Source organism: Rhodoferax sp. LS1P39 (assembly GCF_056521425.1).
This window is the reverse complement of sequence record NZ_JBWMAV010000014.1, coordinates 124,472-142,308: the sequence shown is the minus strand read 5'-3', so window position 1 is coordinate 142,308 and position 17,837 is coordinate 124,472. Positions and strand designations below refer to the sequence as shown.

The 17,837-nt window shown below is 64.7% G+C and carries 19 protein-coding genes; 15 read left to right on the top strand and 4 right to left on the bottom strand.

Annotated features, from left to right (window positions below; genetic code table 11):
• The first annotated feature begins 3 nt into the window (after window positions 1-3).
• From AC097O_RS19620 to AC097O_RS19585, 8 genes are all read left to right on the top strand, one after another.
• Window positions 4-1,134, top strand: a complete 1,131-nt coding sequence (locus AC097O_RS19620) for an FAD-dependent oxidoreductase (protein ID WP_479594537.1) — start codon at window positions 4-6, stop codon at window positions 1,132-1,134.
• A gap of 12 nt (window positions 1,135-1,146) precedes the next feature.
• A complete protein-coding gene (locus tag AC097O_RS19615; protein WP_479594536.1) occupies window positions 1,147-2,307 on the top strand; it encodes an MFS transporter in 1,161 nt (386 codons plus the stop codon).
• Between the two features lie 33 nt (window positions 2,308-2,340).
• Entirely contained in the window at window positions 2,341-3,147 is an 807-nt protein-coding gene (locus AC097O_RS19610) for a cyclase family protein (protein ID WP_479594535.1), read from the top strand.
• Entirely contained in the window at window positions 3,144-3,728 is a 585-nt protein-coding gene (locus AC097O_RS19605; protein ID WP_479594534.1) for a cupin domain-containing protein, read from the top strand. Before AC097O_RS19610 ends, AC097O_RS19605 begins: the two co-directional genes overlap by 4 nt.
• 169 nt (window positions 3,729-3,897) lie before the next feature.
• Complete coding sequence (locus tag AC097O_RS19600; protein WP_479594533.1) at window positions 3,898-4,893, top strand: fumarylacetoacetate hydrolase family protein; 996 nt, start codon at window positions 3,898-3,900, stop codon at window positions 4,891-4,893.
• Entirely contained in the window at window positions 4,893-5,885 is a 993-nt protein-coding gene (locus tag AC097O_RS19595; protein ID WP_479594532.1) for an NAD-dependent epimerase/dehydratase family protein, read from the top strand. The genes AC097O_RS19600 and AC097O_RS19595 overlap by 1 nt, the downstream gene beginning before the upstream one ends.
• Before the next feature lie 172 nt (window positions 5,886-6,057).
• Window positions 6,058-6,510: a phage tail protein gene (locus AC097O_RS19590; protein WP_479594531.1), complete on the top strand. Its 453-nt coding sequence runs from the start codon at window positions 6,058-6,060 to the stop codon at window positions 6,508-6,510.
• 68 nt (window positions 6,511-6,578) lie between these two features.
• On the top strand, window positions 6,579-7,235 hold the full coding sequence (locus AC097O_RS19585; protein ID WP_479594530.1) for a hypothetical protein: 657 nt from the start codon (window positions 6,579-6,581) through the stop codon (window positions 7,233-7,235).
• 60 nt (window positions 7,236-7,295) lie between these two features.
• Here AC097O_RS19585 and AC097O_RS19580 read toward each other — a convergent pair whose 3' ends face one another.
• On the bottom strand, window positions 7,296-8,222 hold the full coding sequence (locus AC097O_RS19580) for a LysR substrate-binding domain-containing protein (protein WP_479594529.1): 927 nt from the start codon (window positions 8,220-8,222) through the stop codon (window positions 7,296-7,298).
• Between the two features lie 84 nt (window positions 8,223-8,306).
• Between AC097O_RS19580 and AC097O_RS19575 the strand changes: the two genes are divergently transcribed.
• Window positions 8,307-9,350, top strand: a complete 1,044-nt coding sequence (locus AC097O_RS19575) for a Gfo/Idh/MocA family protein (RefSeq protein ID WP_479594528.1) — start codon at window positions 8,307-8,309, stop codon at window positions 9,348-9,350.
• A gap of 14 nt (window positions 9,351-9,364) precedes the next feature.
• On the opposite strand, the gene AC097O_RS19570 is transcribed toward AC097O_RS19575, so the two are convergent.
• The gene (locus tag AC097O_RS19570) at window positions 9,365-9,844 is read right to left on the bottom strand and encodes an Lrp/AsnC family transcriptional regulator (RefSeq protein WP_479594527.1); all 480 of its coding nucleotides are present in this window, start codon (window positions 9,842-9,844) and stop codon (window positions 9,365-9,367) included.
• A gap of 91 nt (window positions 9,845-9,935) precedes the next feature.
• Between AC097O_RS19570 and AC097O_RS19565 the strand changes: the two genes are divergently transcribed.
• Window positions 9,936-10,826 carry an EamA family transporter gene (locus AC097O_RS19565; RefSeq protein ID WP_479594526.1) on the top strand — a complete coding sequence of 297 codons (891 nt, stop codon included), beginning with the start codon at window positions 9,936-9,938 and terminating at the stop codon, window positions 10,824-10,826.
• A gap of 9 nt (window positions 10,827-10,835) precedes the next feature.
• Here the strand turns inward: AC097O_RS19565 and AC097O_RS19560 are convergent, their stop codons facing one another.
• Window positions 10,836-11,033, bottom strand: a complete 198-nt coding sequence (locus AC097O_RS19560) for a hypothetical protein (RefSeq protein ID WP_315188899.1) — start codon at window positions 11,031-11,033, stop codon at window positions 10,836-10,838.
• A gap of 149 nt (window positions 11,034-11,182) precedes the next feature.
• Entirely contained in the window at window positions 11,183-11,974 is a 792-nt protein-coding gene (locus tag AC097O_RS19555; RefSeq protein WP_479594525.1) for an IclR family transcriptional regulator, read from the bottom strand.
• Between the two features lie 115 nt (window positions 11,975-12,089).
• On the opposite strand from AC097O_RS19555, the gene AC097O_RS19550 reads away from it, so the two are divergent.
• The 5 genes from AC097O_RS19550 to AC097O_RS19530 all read left to right on the top strand — a co-directional run bounded on the left by AC097O_RS19550 (window position 12,090) and on the right by AC097O_RS19530 (window position 17,830).
• Window positions 12,090-13,604 carry a sugar ABC transporter ATP-binding protein gene (locus tag AC097O_RS19550; protein WP_479594524.1) on the top strand — a complete coding sequence of 505 codons (1,515 nt, stop codon included), beginning with the start codon at window positions 12,090-12,092 and terminating at the stop codon, window positions 13,602-13,604.
• A 17-nt stretch (window positions 13,605-13,621) separates the two neighbouring features.
• A complete protein-coding gene (locus AC097O_RS19545) occupies window positions 13,622-14,617 on the top strand; it encodes an ABC transporter permease (protein ID WP_479594523.1) in 996 nt (331 codons plus the stop codon).
• 55 nt (window positions 14,618-14,672) lie between these two features.
• The gene (locus AC097O_RS19540; protein ID WP_479594522.1) at window positions 14,673-15,620 is read left to right on the top strand and encodes a substrate-binding domain-containing protein; all 948 of its coding nucleotides are present in this window, start codon (window positions 14,673-14,675) and stop codon (window positions 15,618-15,620) included.
• A 63-nt stretch (window positions 15,621-15,683) separates the two neighbouring features.
• Window positions 15,684-16,961, top strand: a complete 1,278-nt coding sequence (locus AC097O_RS19535; protein ID WP_479594521.1) for an L-fuconate dehydratase — start codon at window positions 15,684-15,686, stop codon at window positions 16,959-16,961.
• On the top strand, window positions 16,961-17,830 hold the full coding sequence (locus AC097O_RS19530; RefSeq protein ID WP_479594520.1) for an L-fucono-1,5-lactonase: 870 nt from the start codon (window positions 16,961-16,963) through the stop codon (window positions 17,828-17,830). The genes AC097O_RS19535 and AC097O_RS19530 overlap by 1 nt, the downstream gene beginning before the upstream one ends.
• The last annotated feature ends 7 nt before the right edge of the window (window positions 17,831-17,837 follow it).

Below are 17,837 nucleotides of genomic sequence, written 5' to 3'. Positions count from 1 at the left end.
AAAATGAAGCTTTCTTCCCAACGCGTGCTGGTAATCGGCGGCGGATTTTCCGGCATGGCCGCGGCCGTCGAACTGCGCAAACACGGTGCCCAGGTAGACCTGGTCGAAATCGATCCCGGCTGGCGCAGCTACGGCGCCGGCATCAGCCTCGGCGGGGCCACGCTCAGGGCGTTTCGCCACTTGGGCATCCTGGATGCCTTTCTGGCCCAGGGCCATGCCGCGGATGGGGTGCACCTGCATCTGCCCACGGGCCAGCAGGTGGCCACACTGCCCACCCCCCGCATCGCCGGTGCCGATGTTCCCGGAGGAGGCTCCATCATGCGTCCCGTTCTGGCCAGTATTCTGGCCGATGCCACCCGCGCGGCGGGTGCCAACGTCCGGTTGGGTTGTACTTTCACGGCCATCGAGCAGGAGGCCGACGGCGTGCTGGTCAGCTTCACCGATGGCCAGCGCCTGCGCTACGACCTGGTGGTGGGTGCCGACGGCCTGTACTCCAAAGTGCGTGAAACGGTGTTTGATAACGCCCCCAAGCCCCGCTACAGCGGCCAGGCGGTGTGGCGCGCAGTCCTGCCCTGCCCACCAGAAATCACGACCGCCACGATGTGGATGGGGCCGCGGATCAAGCCCGGCGTGAACCCGGTCTCGCGCACCGAGATGTACCTCTTCGTCACCGAGCCGCGCGCTACCAACGACCACGTCGATCCAGCCACTTTCCCCGAGCACCTGCGGGGCCTGCTGGAGGGCTTTTCTGCACCCACGCTCCAAGCCATCCGTGGCCAGATCGGCCCTGACTCGCAGATCGTCTACCGTCCGCTCGAAGGCCTGCTCATGCCACGTCCATGGTCACGTGGCCGGGTGGTGCTGATTGGCGACGCAGTACACGCCACCACGCCCCACCTGGCCTCGGGTGCCTGCATTGGCATTGAAGACGCGCTCGTACTCGCAGACGAGCTGGCCCGTGGCACCGATGTGCCCCCGGCGCTGGCGGCGTTCGAGGCCCGCCGCTGGGACCGCTGCCGCATGGTGGTCGAGAACTCTGCTCGCCTGGGCGAGATCGAGATCTCCGGAGGAGACAAAGAAGAGCACTCACGCATCATGCGCGAGTCCCTCATGGCACTGGCCCAGCCCATCTGAAGCGAGGTCGCCATGATCACAACGAATTCGCTGCGCGGCCGTGTGGCGCTGATGACTTGCCACTGCGCAGGCATGGTGGACCTGGTGGCGTTGCCGGTTTGGGTGGGCACGCTGGTGTCGGTGTACCGGTTCGACCCGCAGCAGGCCGGCCTGCTGGCCACGCTGTTCCTGGGGGGGGCTGTGGTCGCCAGTCTGGCGCTCGCGCCGTTTTTCCAGCGCCTGGATGGTCGCTGGGTGGCGGCACTGGGCTTTGGCTGCGCGGCCGTGGCATTCGCCGTTGCCTCCACCACCGCCAGCTACGGCATGCTGGCCCTGCTGCATTTGGCAGCCGGCACCTCAGCGGGTGCCGCGCTGAGCATGGCGCACGGCACCATCGCCCGCAGCCACAACCCGCACCGCCTCTTTGCCGTGGTCGGGATCTCGCTGGGCTTTTTCGCCATTGCCTTCTTGGCCACCACCCCAGGCCTGGTGGCAAGCCGGGGCGGGCCGGTGCTGTTCCAGGTTTTTGCGGGTGTGATGGCCGTCGGGGCTGTGGCGGCTGCGCTGGCGTTTCCCGCACCCGATGCGCCAGACGGCACCCACGCCCAAGGCTCGGCACCAGCGGCATTGCCGACCGCAGTATGGTGGGGCGTGCTGGGTGTGGCGGGCATGGGCTTGGTGCAGTCCATGACCTTCAGCTTTCTCGAACGCGTTGGCAGCGACCGGGGTTTTGGACTGACGGCTGTCACGGGTGTCTTGATTGCACTTGGAGTGGTCAACCTGTTTCCTGCAGGCCTGGCCGCTGTACTGGAAAAGCGCTGGTCGCCCCGCGTAGTGCTGCTGGTCGGCCCCGCAGTGCAGGCGCTGCTGGTGGTGGTAATGATGAACTCGCCGGTGTTTGCGCCCTATGCCGCCGCCGCCGCTGTATTTGCAGCGGTGATGATATTTACCCACACCTTTGCCTTCGGAGTGCTGGCCCGGCTAGACCCCAGCGGACGCGCCCTGGCCGCGACACCAGCCATGCTCATGTTCGGTGCCGCCATCGGCCCGATCCTGGGCGGCACCCTGGTCAAGGTCTTCGGTTACGGCAGCGTGGGGGCCGCAGCCGTGGTGATCGACGGCCTGGCCGTCTACGCCTTTGCCCGTATCCACCGCACCAACCGTTCCGAGAAACCCGCCGGGGCGGTGGCGTAACTCCCTGTCCAACCCCCACCTGAAAGCCCCACCATGACCAAACCACAACGCCGCTTTGTAGACCTGTCCATCTACCTGGAGAACGACGTGCTCTCCGACCCGCCGCCGCTGGCACCCCGCATCACGTACCAAAAGCATGCGGATACCCTGCCAGAGTTCATGGCGATGATTCCTGGCACACAGCCCGAGGACTACCCAGACGGCGAAGCAGCCGCCGCCGAGTGGGTGACGCTGACCACCCACAACGGCACGCACCTGGATGCGCCCTGGCATTTCCACTCTACGCAGGATGCCAAGAACGGCGGATCACGCCCCTCCATCACCATCGACGAAGTACCACTGGAGTGGTGTTTCCAGCCGGGGGTGAAGCTGGACTTTCGCCATTTCCCCGACGGCTATGTCGCCACCGCCGCCGATGTAGAGGCCGAACTGGCCCGCATCGGCCACACGCTGCAAGCGCTGGACATCGTGGTCGTCAACACCCGGGCGGGGTCACGCTACGGCAACGCGGACTACCTGGGTGCGGGTTGCGGCATGGGCTACGAAGCCACCATGTACCTGCTGGAGCGCGGCGTGCGCCTGACCGGCACCGATGCCTGGAGCTGGGACGCGCCCTTTTCCTACACGGCTAAACGGGTCGCCGAAACCGGCAACAAGGCACTGATCTGGGAAGGCCACAAGGCCGGTCGCGACATCGGCTACTGCCACCTAGAGAAGCTGCACAACCTGGAGAGCCTGCCGCCCATCGGTTTCACCATCAGCTGCTTTCCACACAAGATCCGCGGCGCTTCGGCGGGCTGGACCCGTGCGGTCGCTATTTTTGAGGATGCTTTGGCATGAGCTTTCCCACCATCCACCGTGTGGTAACAGGCCACAGCACCCAGGGCCGCTCCGTGGTCGCAAGCGATGGCCCCCTGCCGACGGTGGTCGAGCTCACGGCCATTCCCGGCACCGTGTTCCACGAAATCTGGAGTACCGCGGCCACACCCGCGCCGATAGATAACGGGCCAGACCCGACTGCCGGACCTCTGGTGCTGCCACCACCCCAGCGTGGCACCCGTATCCGATTCGTCGATATTCCGCCCGACACCCCCGAGCTCCTGGCCCATGGCGCTGCCCGCATGCACGAGGCCTTCAGCCAGGCGGGCGACGCATCGGCCTCGACGGTGCAGGCCGACTCGCCCCATCCGCTGATGCACCGCACCGAAACGGTGGACTACGGCGCGGTGATCGAGGGGGAGCTGACCCTGGTGCTGGACGAAGGCGAAGTGCTGCTGCGCCCCGGCAGCGTGGTAGTGCAGCGCGGAACCAACCACGCCTGGGCCAATCGGTCCGATGCGCCCTGCCGAATGCTGTTCGTGCTGGTGGATGGGCAGCTCTTTGACACCCCCGGCACCACCGCCTCCCTGCCGGGCCAGTGATGGCATGGCCTGCCCTTCGCTGCAAAGCACCTGCCGAACCTGGTCGCCAAAACCTGCGGCCACGCCACACCCCATTTTGTCTACAAGGACTTACGCAAGTTCCCCCTGTAAGCCCGAAGGGCGATACAGGGGCGCTGCGTAAGTCCCACCTACCTGATCGGACCCTCACATGCGATTCGCAACCCTGAAAAACGGCAGTCTGGATGGCCGACTGGTCATTGTCTCTGCCAACGGACGGCACGCCGTCGACGCGGCACCGGTGGCACCCAGCCTGCTGGCGGCGCTCCAGGCTTGGGAGGTGCTGGAGCCTGCCTTGCGCGACCGGGCCGCCGCCCTGGAGGCCGGCACCGCGCCGGGCATCTTCGACTTTGTCCCTGCTGCATGCAGTGCACCCCTGCCGCGCAGCCCGCAGTGGCTCGATGCTTCGGCCTTTCTCAACCATGCCCAGTTGATGGAGCGGGCCTTCAACACCCCGCCGATTCCGCATCTGGACACCATTCCCATCATGTACCAGGGCGCGAGCGATGACTTTCTGGGCCCCCAGGACGACGTGCCCCTGCCCAGCGAGGCCGACGGCATCGATTTTGAAGGCGAGTTCGGTGTGGTCTGCGGCCCGGTTCCCATGGCCATCGCCCCCGAGGCGGCGCTAGGCTGTGTGCGCCTGATCGTGCAGATCAACGACTGGAGTCTGCGCGCGCTCGGCCCGCACGAAATGAAAACCGGCTTCGGTTTCCTCCAGGCCAAACCATCCACCAGTTTTGCGCCACTGGCAATCACGCCCGACGAGCTTGGCGCAGCCTGGCACGACGGACGGGTGCATCTGCCCTTGCATGTGGAGTCCAACGGCCAGTGGTTCGGCCAGCCCCAAGGGGGCGAGATGAACTTTGGCTTCCACCAGCTGATCGCCCATGCCGCCCGCACCCGGCGGCTGGCGGCAGGCACCATCATCGGTTCGGGCACCGTGTCGAACCGGGCGCGCGAAGCCGGTTCGGCCTGCCTGGCCGAGCGGCGGGTGATCGAAATTCTGGACCAGGGCAGCCCCAAGACACCGTTCATGCGCTACGGGGATACGGTGCGCATGCAGGCGCGCTGGCCCGATGGCCGCGAGGGGCCGTTCGGTGTGGTGCACCAGCGTGTGGTGGCCGCCGGTGCCGGGCTGCGCTGATGCATGCCGTCATCACCGGCGCGGGTGGCTTCGTGGGGGCTGGCTTGGTGCAGCGTCTGCTGACCCGACCTGCATCGCTGACAAAATCTGGCCCGCTCCAGCTCACACTGGTGGACCGTGCCCGCCCCCAAGCGCCACCATCGCCCCATGTGCGGTGGCACGTGGGCGGCTTCGCGGATGCCGCACTGCTGGAAACCTTGCGCGCGCAGCCACCCGATTTCGTGTTTCATCTGGCCAGCGTACCGGGGGCCCTGGCCGAACGTGAGCCCGCGCTGGGCATCCAGGCCAACCTGCTCGACACCGTGGCCCTGCTGGAGGGCTTGGCGCGACCGGTGCGCGAGGGCCGGGCACCGGCTCCGCGGGTGGTGTTTGCAAGCTCTGTGGCGGTGTATGGGGAAGTAGGCCCAGCGCCGGTACACGAAGGCCAAACGCCCCAGCCAACCCTGAGCTACGGCACACACAAATGGGCCACGGAGCTGCTGCTGGCCGACTACGCCCGCCGTGGCGAGCTAGACCCCTGCAGCCTGCGCCTGCCCGGCGTGGTGGCCCGGCCACCGGCAGAGACGGGCCATGGCTCCGCTTTCATGGGCCAAATCTTTCACGCGTTGCGATCCGGCCAGGCCTATACCTGCCCCGTATCCCCGCAGGCGACCGCATGGTGGATGTCGCTAGAGCGCTGCCTGGACAACCTGCTGCACGCTGCGCACCTACCCGCCAGCACCATGCCGCCGTCACGCTGCTGGCAGCCGCCAGTGTTGCTGGCTTCGGTAGAGTCGGTAGTGCAGGCCATCGCCCAAGCCGTGGGCCGCAATGCGCAGGACTGCATCCGCTACGCGCCCGATACGCGCATCGAAGCGCTTTTCGGTCGCCAGCCCGCCGTCCACACGCCGGAGTCCGAGGTGGCAGGCTTCGTACATGATGGCTCTGTGAAGGCGTTGGTAGCGCGAGCGCTGCACCGGCTCGGAGATGCCGACTGCGCTGCCAGCACCTGAGCACATATCCAAACAAAATAGGCTGCTAGCGCTTATTTAATAAGCGCTAGAAGCTCTATTTTTTATAGCACAAGGTGGTTTGCCAGCCCCCTACGACCAGAAGCTGCGCCGCCGGTTTGTGGATACGGATAGCATGTACCTGGAATCAACGCACTTATTGCAGGAGGGCCCCATGGCGATCCAACGTGACACCCCTTACAGCGGCATGAACTTCAGCGTGGACCTGGGCGACGGCCAGGAAGACGGCACCGGCGCGGGCCTGCTCGAAGTGGTCTTTCCGCACGCCGCCTTGACCGTACTGAAATACCGCAACGGCAACGACCGCGACAACGCCGTCAAAAAGCTGCAAACCACCACCCAGTACAGCAACCTGGTGCTCAAACGCGGCGCACTAGGCGCACTCAACTGGTATGCCTGGTGGAACGCCATGCGCAACGGCGAGCAAGGCAACCAGCGCAATATCACCGTGCGGCTGCTCAGCGAAGACCATGGCGACGTGGTCATGGTCTGGAAATTCCGCAACGCCCGCCCGGTGAACTACCACTTCTCGCCCCTCAACGCCCTGGGCACCGAGCCGCTGGTGGAGACGCTGGAACTGGTGGTCGAGCGGATGGAGATGGAGTAGTTATTCCGCCCCCACGCGACCACCTCACCGCGTTCTTTTACAGCGGCGATGCCCTGCGCAGCCGCAGCGTGGGCAGCGTGGTGCTGCACGGCACGGTGGATGTACCTGCGCCCCCGGCCCGGCTGCTGGCCGACTGGGCGCGCGACATCGCGTCACACCTGTGCCTGGAGCCCGGCGACGTAGACACCCTGCCTCTGGCCCGCGCCCGCATGCGCTGGCCCGACTACCCCCGCTGCGTGCGGACAGTAGCCGACTGGCTGCAATCCCTCGGCCTGCCCGACCTGCTGCCCGGCTGCGACACCGCCCTCATGGCCTGCCGGGGTGCCCGCTACCACCACGACGGCGCGCAGTACGCGGGCGCGGCCTTTTGCAACCTGTTCCTCAGCGAAGACAAGGGCCTGGACGTGCACTTCCCCGGCACCGGCCAGCGCATCCCCCTGGCCCGGGGCACCGTGCTGCTCTTCGACACCGGCCAGCCCCACGCCGTCATCCCGCGTGGCAGCACCGGCTTTGACATAGCCGAATTCCCGCCAGAGCGCGACTGCAGCCAGGTGTTTTTGACCTGGGAGCTGCCGATTACGCACCCCGGTTTAGCAGGTGCTCTGCAGGTGGAGATGGATACCGACCCGGCGACGGCACTGGGGCTGGAGGAGCAGCAGGTGTGGTGCGATGGGGCTGCAGCTAGCGTGTGTGCGGATACGGGGCGGTGGCAGACGTTGGGCTGAAAGACGTATTGGGCTTACCCGATGCGTTGACCACCCCGCCCGCCCGAACAAAGCGCGTACTCACGCCCCAAACGCAGCCAACGCAAAATCCCCCCGCTGCAGCTCCTGTACCAGGTAGTCCACACACACCTTGAGCTTGGCGGAATTGCCCAGCCGGGTGGCCGTCACGGCCCACACATTGGCCTGCTGGTAGTAGGCGGGCAGCACGCGCTCCATGCTGCCGTCTTGCAGGCGGGCGGCCACGTCCCAGCTGGACAGCAGCACGATGCCATGGCCGTCCACCGCCCAGTTCTGCACCGCATCGCTGTGGTTGGAGCCCAGGGTGCTGGTCACCTTGACCGACTCCGCGCCCTGTGGTCCCTCCAGCCGCCACACGCCATAGGCCTGGTCGCGGTCGCGGAACAGCAGGCAGTCGTGCTGGGCCAACTCGGCCAGGGTTTTGGGTGCGCCGCGGCGGGCCAGATAGGCAGGGGCGGCGCACAGCACGCGCACGCTCTGGGCCACGGGGTGGGCCACCAGGTAAGGCTCTTGCACGTCGCCCACGCGGATGTCGATGTCGAAGCCCTCCCCCAACACATCTACCCGGCGGTCCACCAGCTCCAGCCAGATGTCCAGCGCGGGGTACTGCCGCTTGAGCCGCGCCAGGATGTGCGCCACGTGGTTGCGGCCCAGGCGCAGGCTGGTGCTGATGCGCAGCGCGCCCGAGGGCGTTGCCCGCGTGCGGCCTACCTCCTGGGTCAGGCTATCGGCGGTGTCCAGCACCTTGCGCGCCCAGAGCAAGGCAGTTTCGCCCTCGTCGGTAATGGACACGCGCCGGGTGGTGCGATGGAACAGCGCAAGCCCCAGCGCCTTCTCCAGCCCGGCCACCCGCTTGCTCACATACGCAGGCGAAATCCCCAGCTCTACCGCCGCCGCGTTGAAACTGCTGCGCCGCGCCACACAGCAAAAGACCCGTAGGTCGATGAGCTCCCATTGATTGTTCACCATGGGTTGATTGTGAATCAGCTTCTGGGCTAATTACAAATCGATTACTTATGAATACGATGCCGCACCCAAGCACAAAGAGACACCATGAACAGACTTCATATCGCCGTGGCGGGCGCAGGCATGATTGGCCAGGCGCACATCACGGTACTTTCCCAAAGCAGCCGCTGCACCCTGTCGGCCATCGTTGACCCCTCCCCCGTCGCCGTGGCTACTGCCACCCAGGCCGGGGTGCCGCTGTACCCGTCGCTGGCTGCACTCTTTGCTGCCGGTAAGCCCGATGGCATCGTTTTGGCCACGCCCAACCACCTGCACCTGCCTCAGGCGCTGGAGTGCATGGCGGCGGGCGTGCCCATCCTGCTGGAAAAGCCCATCGCCGCCAGCCTGGCGGAGGGCCTGCAACTGCAAAAGGTGGCAGAGGAAGCGCAAGCCCGCGTGCTCATCGGCCACCACCGCGCCCACAGCCCCATCATGGCCAAGGCCAAGGAAGTGGTGGACAGCGGCAAGCTCGGCCAACTGGTCAGCGTGGTGGGCAGCGCCCAGTTCTTCAAGCCCGACGACTACTTTGCCAGCGGCCCCTGGCGCACCCAGCCCGGCGGCGGCGCCATCCTGATCAACCTGATCCACGAAGTGCACAACCTGCGCATGCTGTGCGGCGACATCACCGCCGTGCAGGCCTTTGCCAGCAACGCCACGCGCGGCTTCGCGGTGGAAGACACGGTGGCCATCAACCTGCGCTTTGCCAGCGGCGTGCTGGGCAGCTTTCTGCTGAGCGACACCGCCGCCAGCGCCCGCAGCTGGGAGCAGACCAGCCAGGAAAATCCGGCGTACACGACCTACCCCGATGAAGACTGTTACCTCGTCGCAGGCACCTTCGGCAGCCTGGCCGTGCCCACCATGCGCCTCAAAACCTACCCGCGCGCAGAAGACCGCTCGTGGTGGAAAGCGTTTGAGGTGGGCGTGGTGGACATGGTGCGCGACGACCCGCTGAAGCGCCAGATGGACCACTTCACCGATGTCATCCAAGGCAAGGCCGCGCCGCTGGTGAGCGCCCGCGACGGCGTGCAGAACCTGCGGGTGACGGAGGCCATTGCCGAGGCCGCGAAGACGGGATTGGTGGTCACCGTCTGAATGTGGGCCCAGCCTTAACCGCCAGGCAGCACCTTGTCCAACGGCAATTGCATGCTGGACTTCAGCCACCCCAGCGTGACCGAGGTGCGAAAGCGGCGGATGTTGTCGTCGCCCTCGAACAGCCGCCGGGTCAGCGCCTCGTAGTCGGCCATAGAGGCCACGGTCACGATCAACAGGTAGTCGGCCTCGCCGGTCACGCTGTAGCACTGCTGCACTGCAGGCTCGGCGGCAATACGGGCGCGCAGGGGGGCGGTGCGGTCGGGCCGTTCGTTCTCGATGTGCACTTCGGTGATGATGGTCAGCGGCAGGCCGATCTTGGCCGCGTCCAGCACCGCCACGTTGGCGCGGATCACGCCACTGTCTTCCAACTTGCGGATGCGGCGCTGCACGGCAGGGGCCGAAAGGTGCACCGCCTCGGCAATCGCGCGCTGGGGCACGCTGTTGTCCTTTTGCAGAATTTCCAGAATGGCAAGGTCGAAGGCATCAAGGGACATGGCGGCAGACAAGGTAAAGGTAAGCGAATCTTGCGTTTAGGCCCTGCTTTTGCAGCGAAAACCAGCCGTCTTGCGATTTATATTTTCACCCATGGCGACAACACATTTTCAACGGGCAACTCCCTTTTTGGCAGTTCTGGGCGCGGTGACCGCGCTGGGTATAGGCACCTCCTGGGCCAAACAGCTGTTTCCGCTGGTGGGCGCGCAGGGCACGACGGCGGTGCGGGTGGGTTTTTCGGCGCTGCTGTTGCTGGCGCTGTGGCGACCGTGGCGCTGGCATCTGTCGCGCGCCGACGCAATCTCCATCGCCTGCTATGGCGCCACGCTGGGCGCGATGAACCTGATGTTTTACCTATCTTTGCGCACGCTGCCGTTTGGCCTGGCCGTGGCGATTGAATTTGCCGGGCCGTTGGCGGTGGCGATTGCCGCGTCGCGCCGCAGGGTGGACTTTGCCTGGCTGGCGCTGGCCGGGTTCGGCCTGCTCATGCTGCTGCCGCTGGGCCTGGGTGGCCGCGACTTGGACCCGGTGGGCGTGCTGTGCGCGCTGGCGGCTGCCGTGCTGTGGGGTGCGTACATCGTTTACGGCAAACGCGTCGGCCATCTGCATGCAGGGCATTCGGTGTCGCTGGGCCTGCTGGTGGCGGCCATCGTGGTGGTGCCGGTGGGCATTGCCCACGCCGGTGCTGCGTTGCTGTCGCCCACGGTGCTCCTGGTGGGGGTGTGCGTGGCGGCGATTTCCAGCGCAATTCCGATCTCGCTGGAGATGGTGGCGATGAAACGGCTGCCCAAAGAAGCTTTCGGCATCATGATCAGCATGGAGCCCGCGGTGGCCGCGCTGCTGGCCATGGGCCTGCTCGACGAGCACCTGGACGCCCGGCAGTGGCTGGCCATCGCCTGCATCATGGCCGCCTCGATGGGCAGCGCAGCCACAGCGCGACGACCTCAAGCCAAGGTGCCGCAGGCTGCCTGCCCTGCGGCCTGAGGTGGAGGATCAGTTCAGCGGTTTCTCTTCCGTGGGCACTGGCAAAGCCTCGTCGGGCACCTTGGGCGTATCGGACGCATGGTGTTCCATGTGGGTCTTTTTGCCGGGCTGCGGGGTTTCATCGGCACCGGGTGCCACCTCTTCGCCGCGGTGCTTTTTTTCTTGCTGGACTTTCTTGTCGTGGGCAACGTTTCTGGGATCGGTCATAGGTCTTTCAGTAGTGATGCCTGTATCTTGACCGCAGAATTTTTTACACGGGTAGGACAAACCGCCGTTGTACGACGGAGCATGGCGCTTGTCGATCTATCCAGGCATCCGAATCCATGCAGACCGAGTCAGCCCCTGGCCTTACCGCCTCAGCTTTTTGCGGCCAGCGACAGCGCCCGCGCCGCCTCCAGCAGGTGGGCACGCGCATCCGCTTCGCTGGGCCCGGTGTGGCGGTCGATGCGGCGGATGTAGGGGCAGGTCAGGGCGGCCAGGGCATTGCCGTCCACGCCCAGGATGGGGTACGAAATATCCACCACGCCAAACGACTGCAGGCTGTCGCCCTGCCAGTAGCCCTGCTGGCGCACCGTGTCGGCCACGGTGGCCAGGGCGGCGCTGTCCATGGGCACTTCGCCGTCTAGCGTGGTGTGCTCGGCCAGCATGCGCTGGGCGCGTTCACCATCGCTGAAGGCCAGCAGTACGTGGCCCGAGGCCGAATCCAGCAGGCCCACGCGCGCGCCCAGCCGGGTGGACATGCCCCAGGCACTGGGGCCGTTGACCTGGGCGGTGATCAGCACACTGCCCCGGTCGTACACGCCCATGTGGCAAGACTGCTCGGCCCGCTGGGCAAACACGTCCATCAGCGGCAGCGCCTGCGACACCAGACGGTTCAACGGCGGGTGCATGTGGGCTAGGGCAAACAGTTTCAGGCTGAGCGCATACCGGTCGCCCGAGACCGAGCGCATCACGTACTGGCGCACCACCAGGCGCTCCAGCATGCGGTAGATCTCGCTGGCCCCACGGTCCATGGCCTTGACGATTTCGGCGCGGGTCAGGCCCTGGGGTTGGCTGGCCAGTAGCTCCAGGATGTCCAGGCCCTTGTCCAGGGCGGGGGCGCGGTAGCGGTCGTCAGGCGCTGCCAGGGTGGGTTCGGCTTTTTTCATACAAGCATCTTATTTTTCAAGGGAAAGTACCAACGCACGGATGTGTCTCCAGCCGTAACATTATCGGCAATGTTCATCCATGAACACTTTGTTTGCATATAAATACAAACCCTACATGGCAGCACTTATCAGCATCACCCACCTGACCAAGTCGTTCCCCGGCGTGAAAGCGCTGAACGACTGCCAGTTTGAACTGGCCCCCGGCGAGGTGCACGCGCTGATGGGGGAAAACGGCGCGGGCAAGTCCACGCTGATGAAGGTGCTGGCCGGCGTGTACACCAAGGATGCGGGCGAGATCCACATGGACGGCAAGCCGGTGGACATCCCCACGCCCCGGGCGGCGCAGGCCTTAGGCATCGGCATCATCCACCAGGAGCTGAACCTGATGAACCACCTCAGCGCCGCGCAAAACATCTTCATCGGACGCGAGCCCATGGGGCGCTTCGGCCTGTTTGTGGACCAGCAAAAGATGGTGGATGCCACCCAGACCATCTTCGACCGCCTGCACCTGCAACTCGACCCGCGTGTCGAGGTGGGCGAGCTCACCGTGGCCAAGCAGCAGATGGTAGAGATTGCCAAGGCGCTGTCGTTCGACTCGCGCGTGCTGATCATGGACGAGCCCACCGCCGCGCTGAACAACGCCGAGATCGACGACCTGTTTCGCATCATCCGCCAGCTCAAAAGCCAGGGCGTGGGCATCGTCTACATCTCGCACAAGATGGACGAGCTCAAGGTCATATCAGACCGTGTCACCGTGATGCGCGACGGCGAGTACATCGGCACCGTGCCCACCGCCACCACCAGCATGGACACCATCATCGGCATGATGGTGGGCCGGGCGCTGGAGGTGCACCAGCCGGTGGCCTACACCCACACCGGTGACAGCGATGCGGTGATGCTGGAAGTCAAGGGCTTGAACCGGGGCCGCAGCATCAAGGACGTGAGCTTTAGCGTGCGCAAGGGCGAGATTTTGGGCTTTGCCGGGCTGATGGGCGCGGGCCGCACCGAGGTGGCACGGGCCATCTTCGGGGCCGACGCACGCGATGCGGGCGAGATACGCGTCAAGGGCCAGGCGGTGGACATCCAGGCCCCCAGCGATGCGGTGCGGTACGGCATCGGCTACCTATCGGAAGACCGCAAGCGCTACGGCTTGGCCACCGGCATGGACGTGCAGTCCAACATCCTGCTGGCGAACCTGAAGAATTTTGTGTCCATGGGCTTCTGGCTCAAGCAGGATGACATCGAAGCCGTGGCGCAGAAATACGTGGGCCAGTTGGGCATCAAAACCCCGTCCATCTTCCAGCGCGCCGGGCTGCTGTCGGGCGGCAACCAACAAAAAATCGTGATTGCCAAGTGGCTGCTGCGTGACTGCGAGGTGCTGTTTTTTGACGAGCCCACGCGCGGCATCGACGTGGGCGCCAAGGCCGAAATCTACAAGCTGCTGCACGCCCTGGCCGAGCAGGGCCGCGCCATTGTGATGATCTCCAGCGAGCTGCCCGAAGTGCTGCGCATGAGCCACCGCATCGTGGTGATGTGCGAGGGCCGCATCACCGGCGAGCTGTCGGCGGCCGAGGCCACGCAAGAAAAAATCATGCAACTCGCTACCCAGCGCGAAGTTCCTGCCCACTAAAAACTCCAAAACCGCCCATGTCCAATTTATCTGCAGCCCAACGCCTCAAAGCCGCCCTGTTCAGCCAAAGCACCCGGCAAAAGCTGCTGGCCTTTACCAGCCTGGTGGGGCTGATGGTGTTTTTCAGCGCCGCCTCGCCCAACTTTTTGCAGACCGACAACCTGGTCGGCATCTTGCAGGCCACGGCGGTGAACGGCGTGCTGGCGATTGCCTGCACCTTCGTCATCATCACCTCCGGCATCGATTTGTCGGTGGGCACGCTGATGACCTTTTGCGCGGTGATGGCCGGGGTGTTCATGACCTACTGGGGCCTGCCCATGTACCTGGGCGTGGCGGCGGCAATTCTGTTTGGCGCGCTGGCGGGCTGGGTGTCGGGCTTCTTGATTGCCAAGCTGAAGATCCCGCCCTTCATCGCCACGTTAGGGATGATGATGCTGCTCAAGGGCCTGTCGCTGGTGATCTCGGGCACCAAGCCAATTTACTTCAACGACACGCCGAATTTCTCGTACATCTCGCAAGAGTCGCTGATCGGCTATTTCTTCCCCAGCCTGCCGATTCCCAATGCGGTACTGATTCTTTTTGTGGTGGCTATTGTGTCCAGCCTGATTTTGAATAAAACCATTTTGGGTAGCTACACCTTCGCCTTGGGCAGCAACGAAGAAGCCGTGCGTTTATCGGGCGTGAATGTAGACCGCTGGAAAATCATTATCTATTCGCTCAACGGGGCCATTTGTGGCATTGCCGGGCTGCTGATTGCCTCGCGCCTCAATTCTGCCCAACCCGCACTGGGTCAAGGCTACGAGCTGGATGCGATTGCGGCGGTGGTGATTGGCGGCACGTCGCTCAGCGGTGGCGCGGGCACGATATTGGGCACGATTATCGGGGCCTTCATCATGAGCGTATTGACCAACGGGCTGCGCATTATGTCGGTAGCCCAGGAATGGCAAACCGTGATCACCGGCATCATCATTATTCTGGCGGTATACGCCGATATTTTAAGGAGGCGCAAATAACCCACGAGCATTCCACGCAAGCCATTGAGACACCTACAATATTTGGAGACAGAACATGATTTTTAAAAGACAACTGATTTGCCTGGCTGTTGGATTCAGCCTGACCTCTTTGATTACCGGCACCAGCTTTGCTGCCGATGAAATCTACATTCCGCTGGTGTCCAAGGGCTTCCAGCACCAGTTTTGGCAGGCTGTAAAGCAGGGTGCCGACCAGGCCGGTAAAGACCTGAAGGTCAAGGTCACCTTCGAAGGCCCCGAGACCGAAGCCATGGTGGACAAGCAGATCGACATGCTGTCGTCGTCCCTGGCCAAAAAGCCGTCGGCCATCGGCTTTGCCGCGCTGGACAGCCAGGCTGCCATTCCGCTGCTGAAAAAAGCCCAGGCCGCCAAGATCCCGGTGGTCGCGTTTGACTCGGGCGTAGACAGCGACATCCCCGTCACCACCGCCACCACCGACAACAAGGCCGCCGCCGCCCTGGCCGCCGACAAGATGGCCGGGCTGATCGGCAAGGCCGGCGAAGTGGCCCTGGTGGTGCACGACCAGACCAGCCGCACCGGTGTGGACCGGCGCGATGGATTTGTGGAACGCATCAAGTCCACCTACCCCAACATCAAGATTGTCAGCGTGCAATACGGCGGCGGCGACCAGCTCAAATCCACCGAAATCACCAAGTCCATCCTGCAGGCCAACCCCAACATCAAAGGCATTTTTGGTGCCAATGAGGGCTCGGCCATCGGCGTGCTCAACGGTGCCAAGGAGATGAAGCGCAGCATCGTCATCATCGGCTACGACTCGGGCAAGCAGCAAAAAGAAGCCGTGCGCAGCGGTGCCATGGCCGGTGCCATCACCCAGAACCCGGTGGGCATTGGCTACAAAACCGTCGAAGCCGCCGTGAAGGCACTCAAGGGCGAAAAGCTGCCCAAGATCATCGACACCGGCTTCTACTTCTACGACAAGTCCAACATCGACGATCCCAAGATCGCCGCCGTGTTGTACGACTAAAACCTGACCGAGGCTCCTGCGGGAGCCTCCCCTATTTTTTCCTTACCCTCCAAGAGCCCCCGCATGCCCGTCATCCAATCCCTGCGCGCCATCGACCTACGCTTCCCCACCTCGCAGCACCTGGACGGCTCGGATGCGATGAACCCCGACCCCGACTATTCGGCCGCCTACGTCATCCTGGAAACCGACCAGCCCGGCCTGACGGGCCACGGCCTGACCTTCACCATCGGCCGCGGCAACGACATCTGCTGCGCCGCTATCCACGCCATGCAGCACCTGGTGGTGGGCCTGGACCTGGACTGGATCGCCGCCGACATGGGCCGCTTCTGGCGGCACATCACCTCCGACAGCCAGCTGCGCTGGATCGGCCCCGATAAGGGCGCGATCCACCTGGCCACCGGCGCGGTGGTCAACGCCGTGTGGGACCTGTGGGCCAAATCGGTAGGCAAACCGGTGTGGCAACTGGTGGGCGAAATGAGTCCCGAAGAGCTGGTGCGCTGCATCGACTTTCGCTACATCACCGACTGCATCACCCCCGATGAGGCCCTGGCCCTGCTGACCGAGCGCGCCGTGGGCAAGGCCGAGCGCCTGGCCACCCTGCAGCGCGAAGGCTACCCCTGCTACACCACCTCAGCGGGTTGGCTGGGCTATGGCGATGAAAAGCTGCACCGCCTGTGCCAGGAGGCGGTGGATGCGGGCTTTAACCACGTCAAACTCAAGGTAGGCCGCGACAAGGCTGACGATATCCGCCGCCTGCGCATCGCCCGCGAAGTGCTGGGCCCCGACCGCCATTTGATGATCGATGCCAACCAGGTCTGGGACGTAGGCCAGGCGGTGGACTGGCTGAAAGACCTGGCCTTTGCCAAACCCTGGTTCATCGAAGAACCCACCAGCCCCGACGACGTGGAAGGCCACCGCACCATCCGCAACGCCATCGCTCCCATGCAGGTGGCCACCGGCGAGATGTGCCAAAACCGCATCATGTTCAAGCAGTTCATCATGCGCGGTGCGATCGACGTGGTGCAGATCGACTCCTGCCGCCTGGGCGGTGTGAACGAAATCCTGGCCGTGATGCTGATGGCCGCCAAATACAACTTGCCCGTGTGCCCGCACGCGGGCGGCGTGGGCCTGTGCGAGTACGTGCAGCACCTGTCGATGATCGACTTTCTCAGCATCGCCGGTACCCGCGCGGGCCGCGTCATCGAGTACGTGGACCATCTGCACGAGCATTTCATCGACCCCTGCGTCATCCAAAACGCCGCCTACATGCCGCCCACCGCGGCGGGCTTCTCCATCGAGATGCGGCCCGAGACCCTGGTGCAATACGCCTTCCAAAAGTGATGCAAAAGATCGACAGCCACCAGCACTACTGGCGTTTCGAGCCCGCGGCCTTTCCGTGGATCAGCCCCGGCATGGCCGTGCTGGCGCAAGACCGCGCGCCCGCCGACTGCCCCCTGCAGGCCAGCGGCATCACCGGCACCATCGCCGTGCAGGCCCGTACCGAAGCGGCCGAGACCGATTTCTTGCTCAGTCTGGCCGCCCACCACCCTCAGATCCTGGGCGTGGTGGGCTGGGCCGACCTGGCCAGCCCTGGCCTGGAAGCCCAGCTCGACGGCTGGGCGGAGCACCCCCGCCTCTGCGGCTTTCGCCACATCCTGCAAGACGAACCCGATGTGGCGCAGGTGGTAGACAACCCCTTGTTTCGGCGCGGCGTGGCCCTGCTGCAAAGCCGCCAACTCACCTACGACGTGCTGGTGTTCGCCCACCAGATGCCGCAGGTAATCGACTTCTGCAGCGCCCACGATGCCCACTGGCTGGTGCTGGACCACCTGGGCAAGCCACCGCTGAAAAACCCCGAACAGATGCCGCAATGGAAGCAGTCGATTCAGGCATTGGCCGCCCTGCCCCATGTGGTGTGCAAGCTGTCGGGCCTGGTGACCGAGGCCGCCTGGCCCTTTGCCAATGTCGCCGATGGCCTGCCCACCAACGTGCAGCAAACCGTGTGGAACTGCTTCGACACCGCGCTGCAAGCCTTTGGCCCGGCGCGCCTGCTGTTTGGCTCCGACTGGCCGGTGTGCGAGCTGGCCGCGCCCTACCCCACGGTGCACCAGCTGGCGCAGACCTGGGCGGCCAGACGTTTATCCGATTCCGAACAAACCGCCTTCTGGTCCGGCAACGCCATCCGTTGCTACGGCCTCCCCTCCTTCTGAAAGCTCC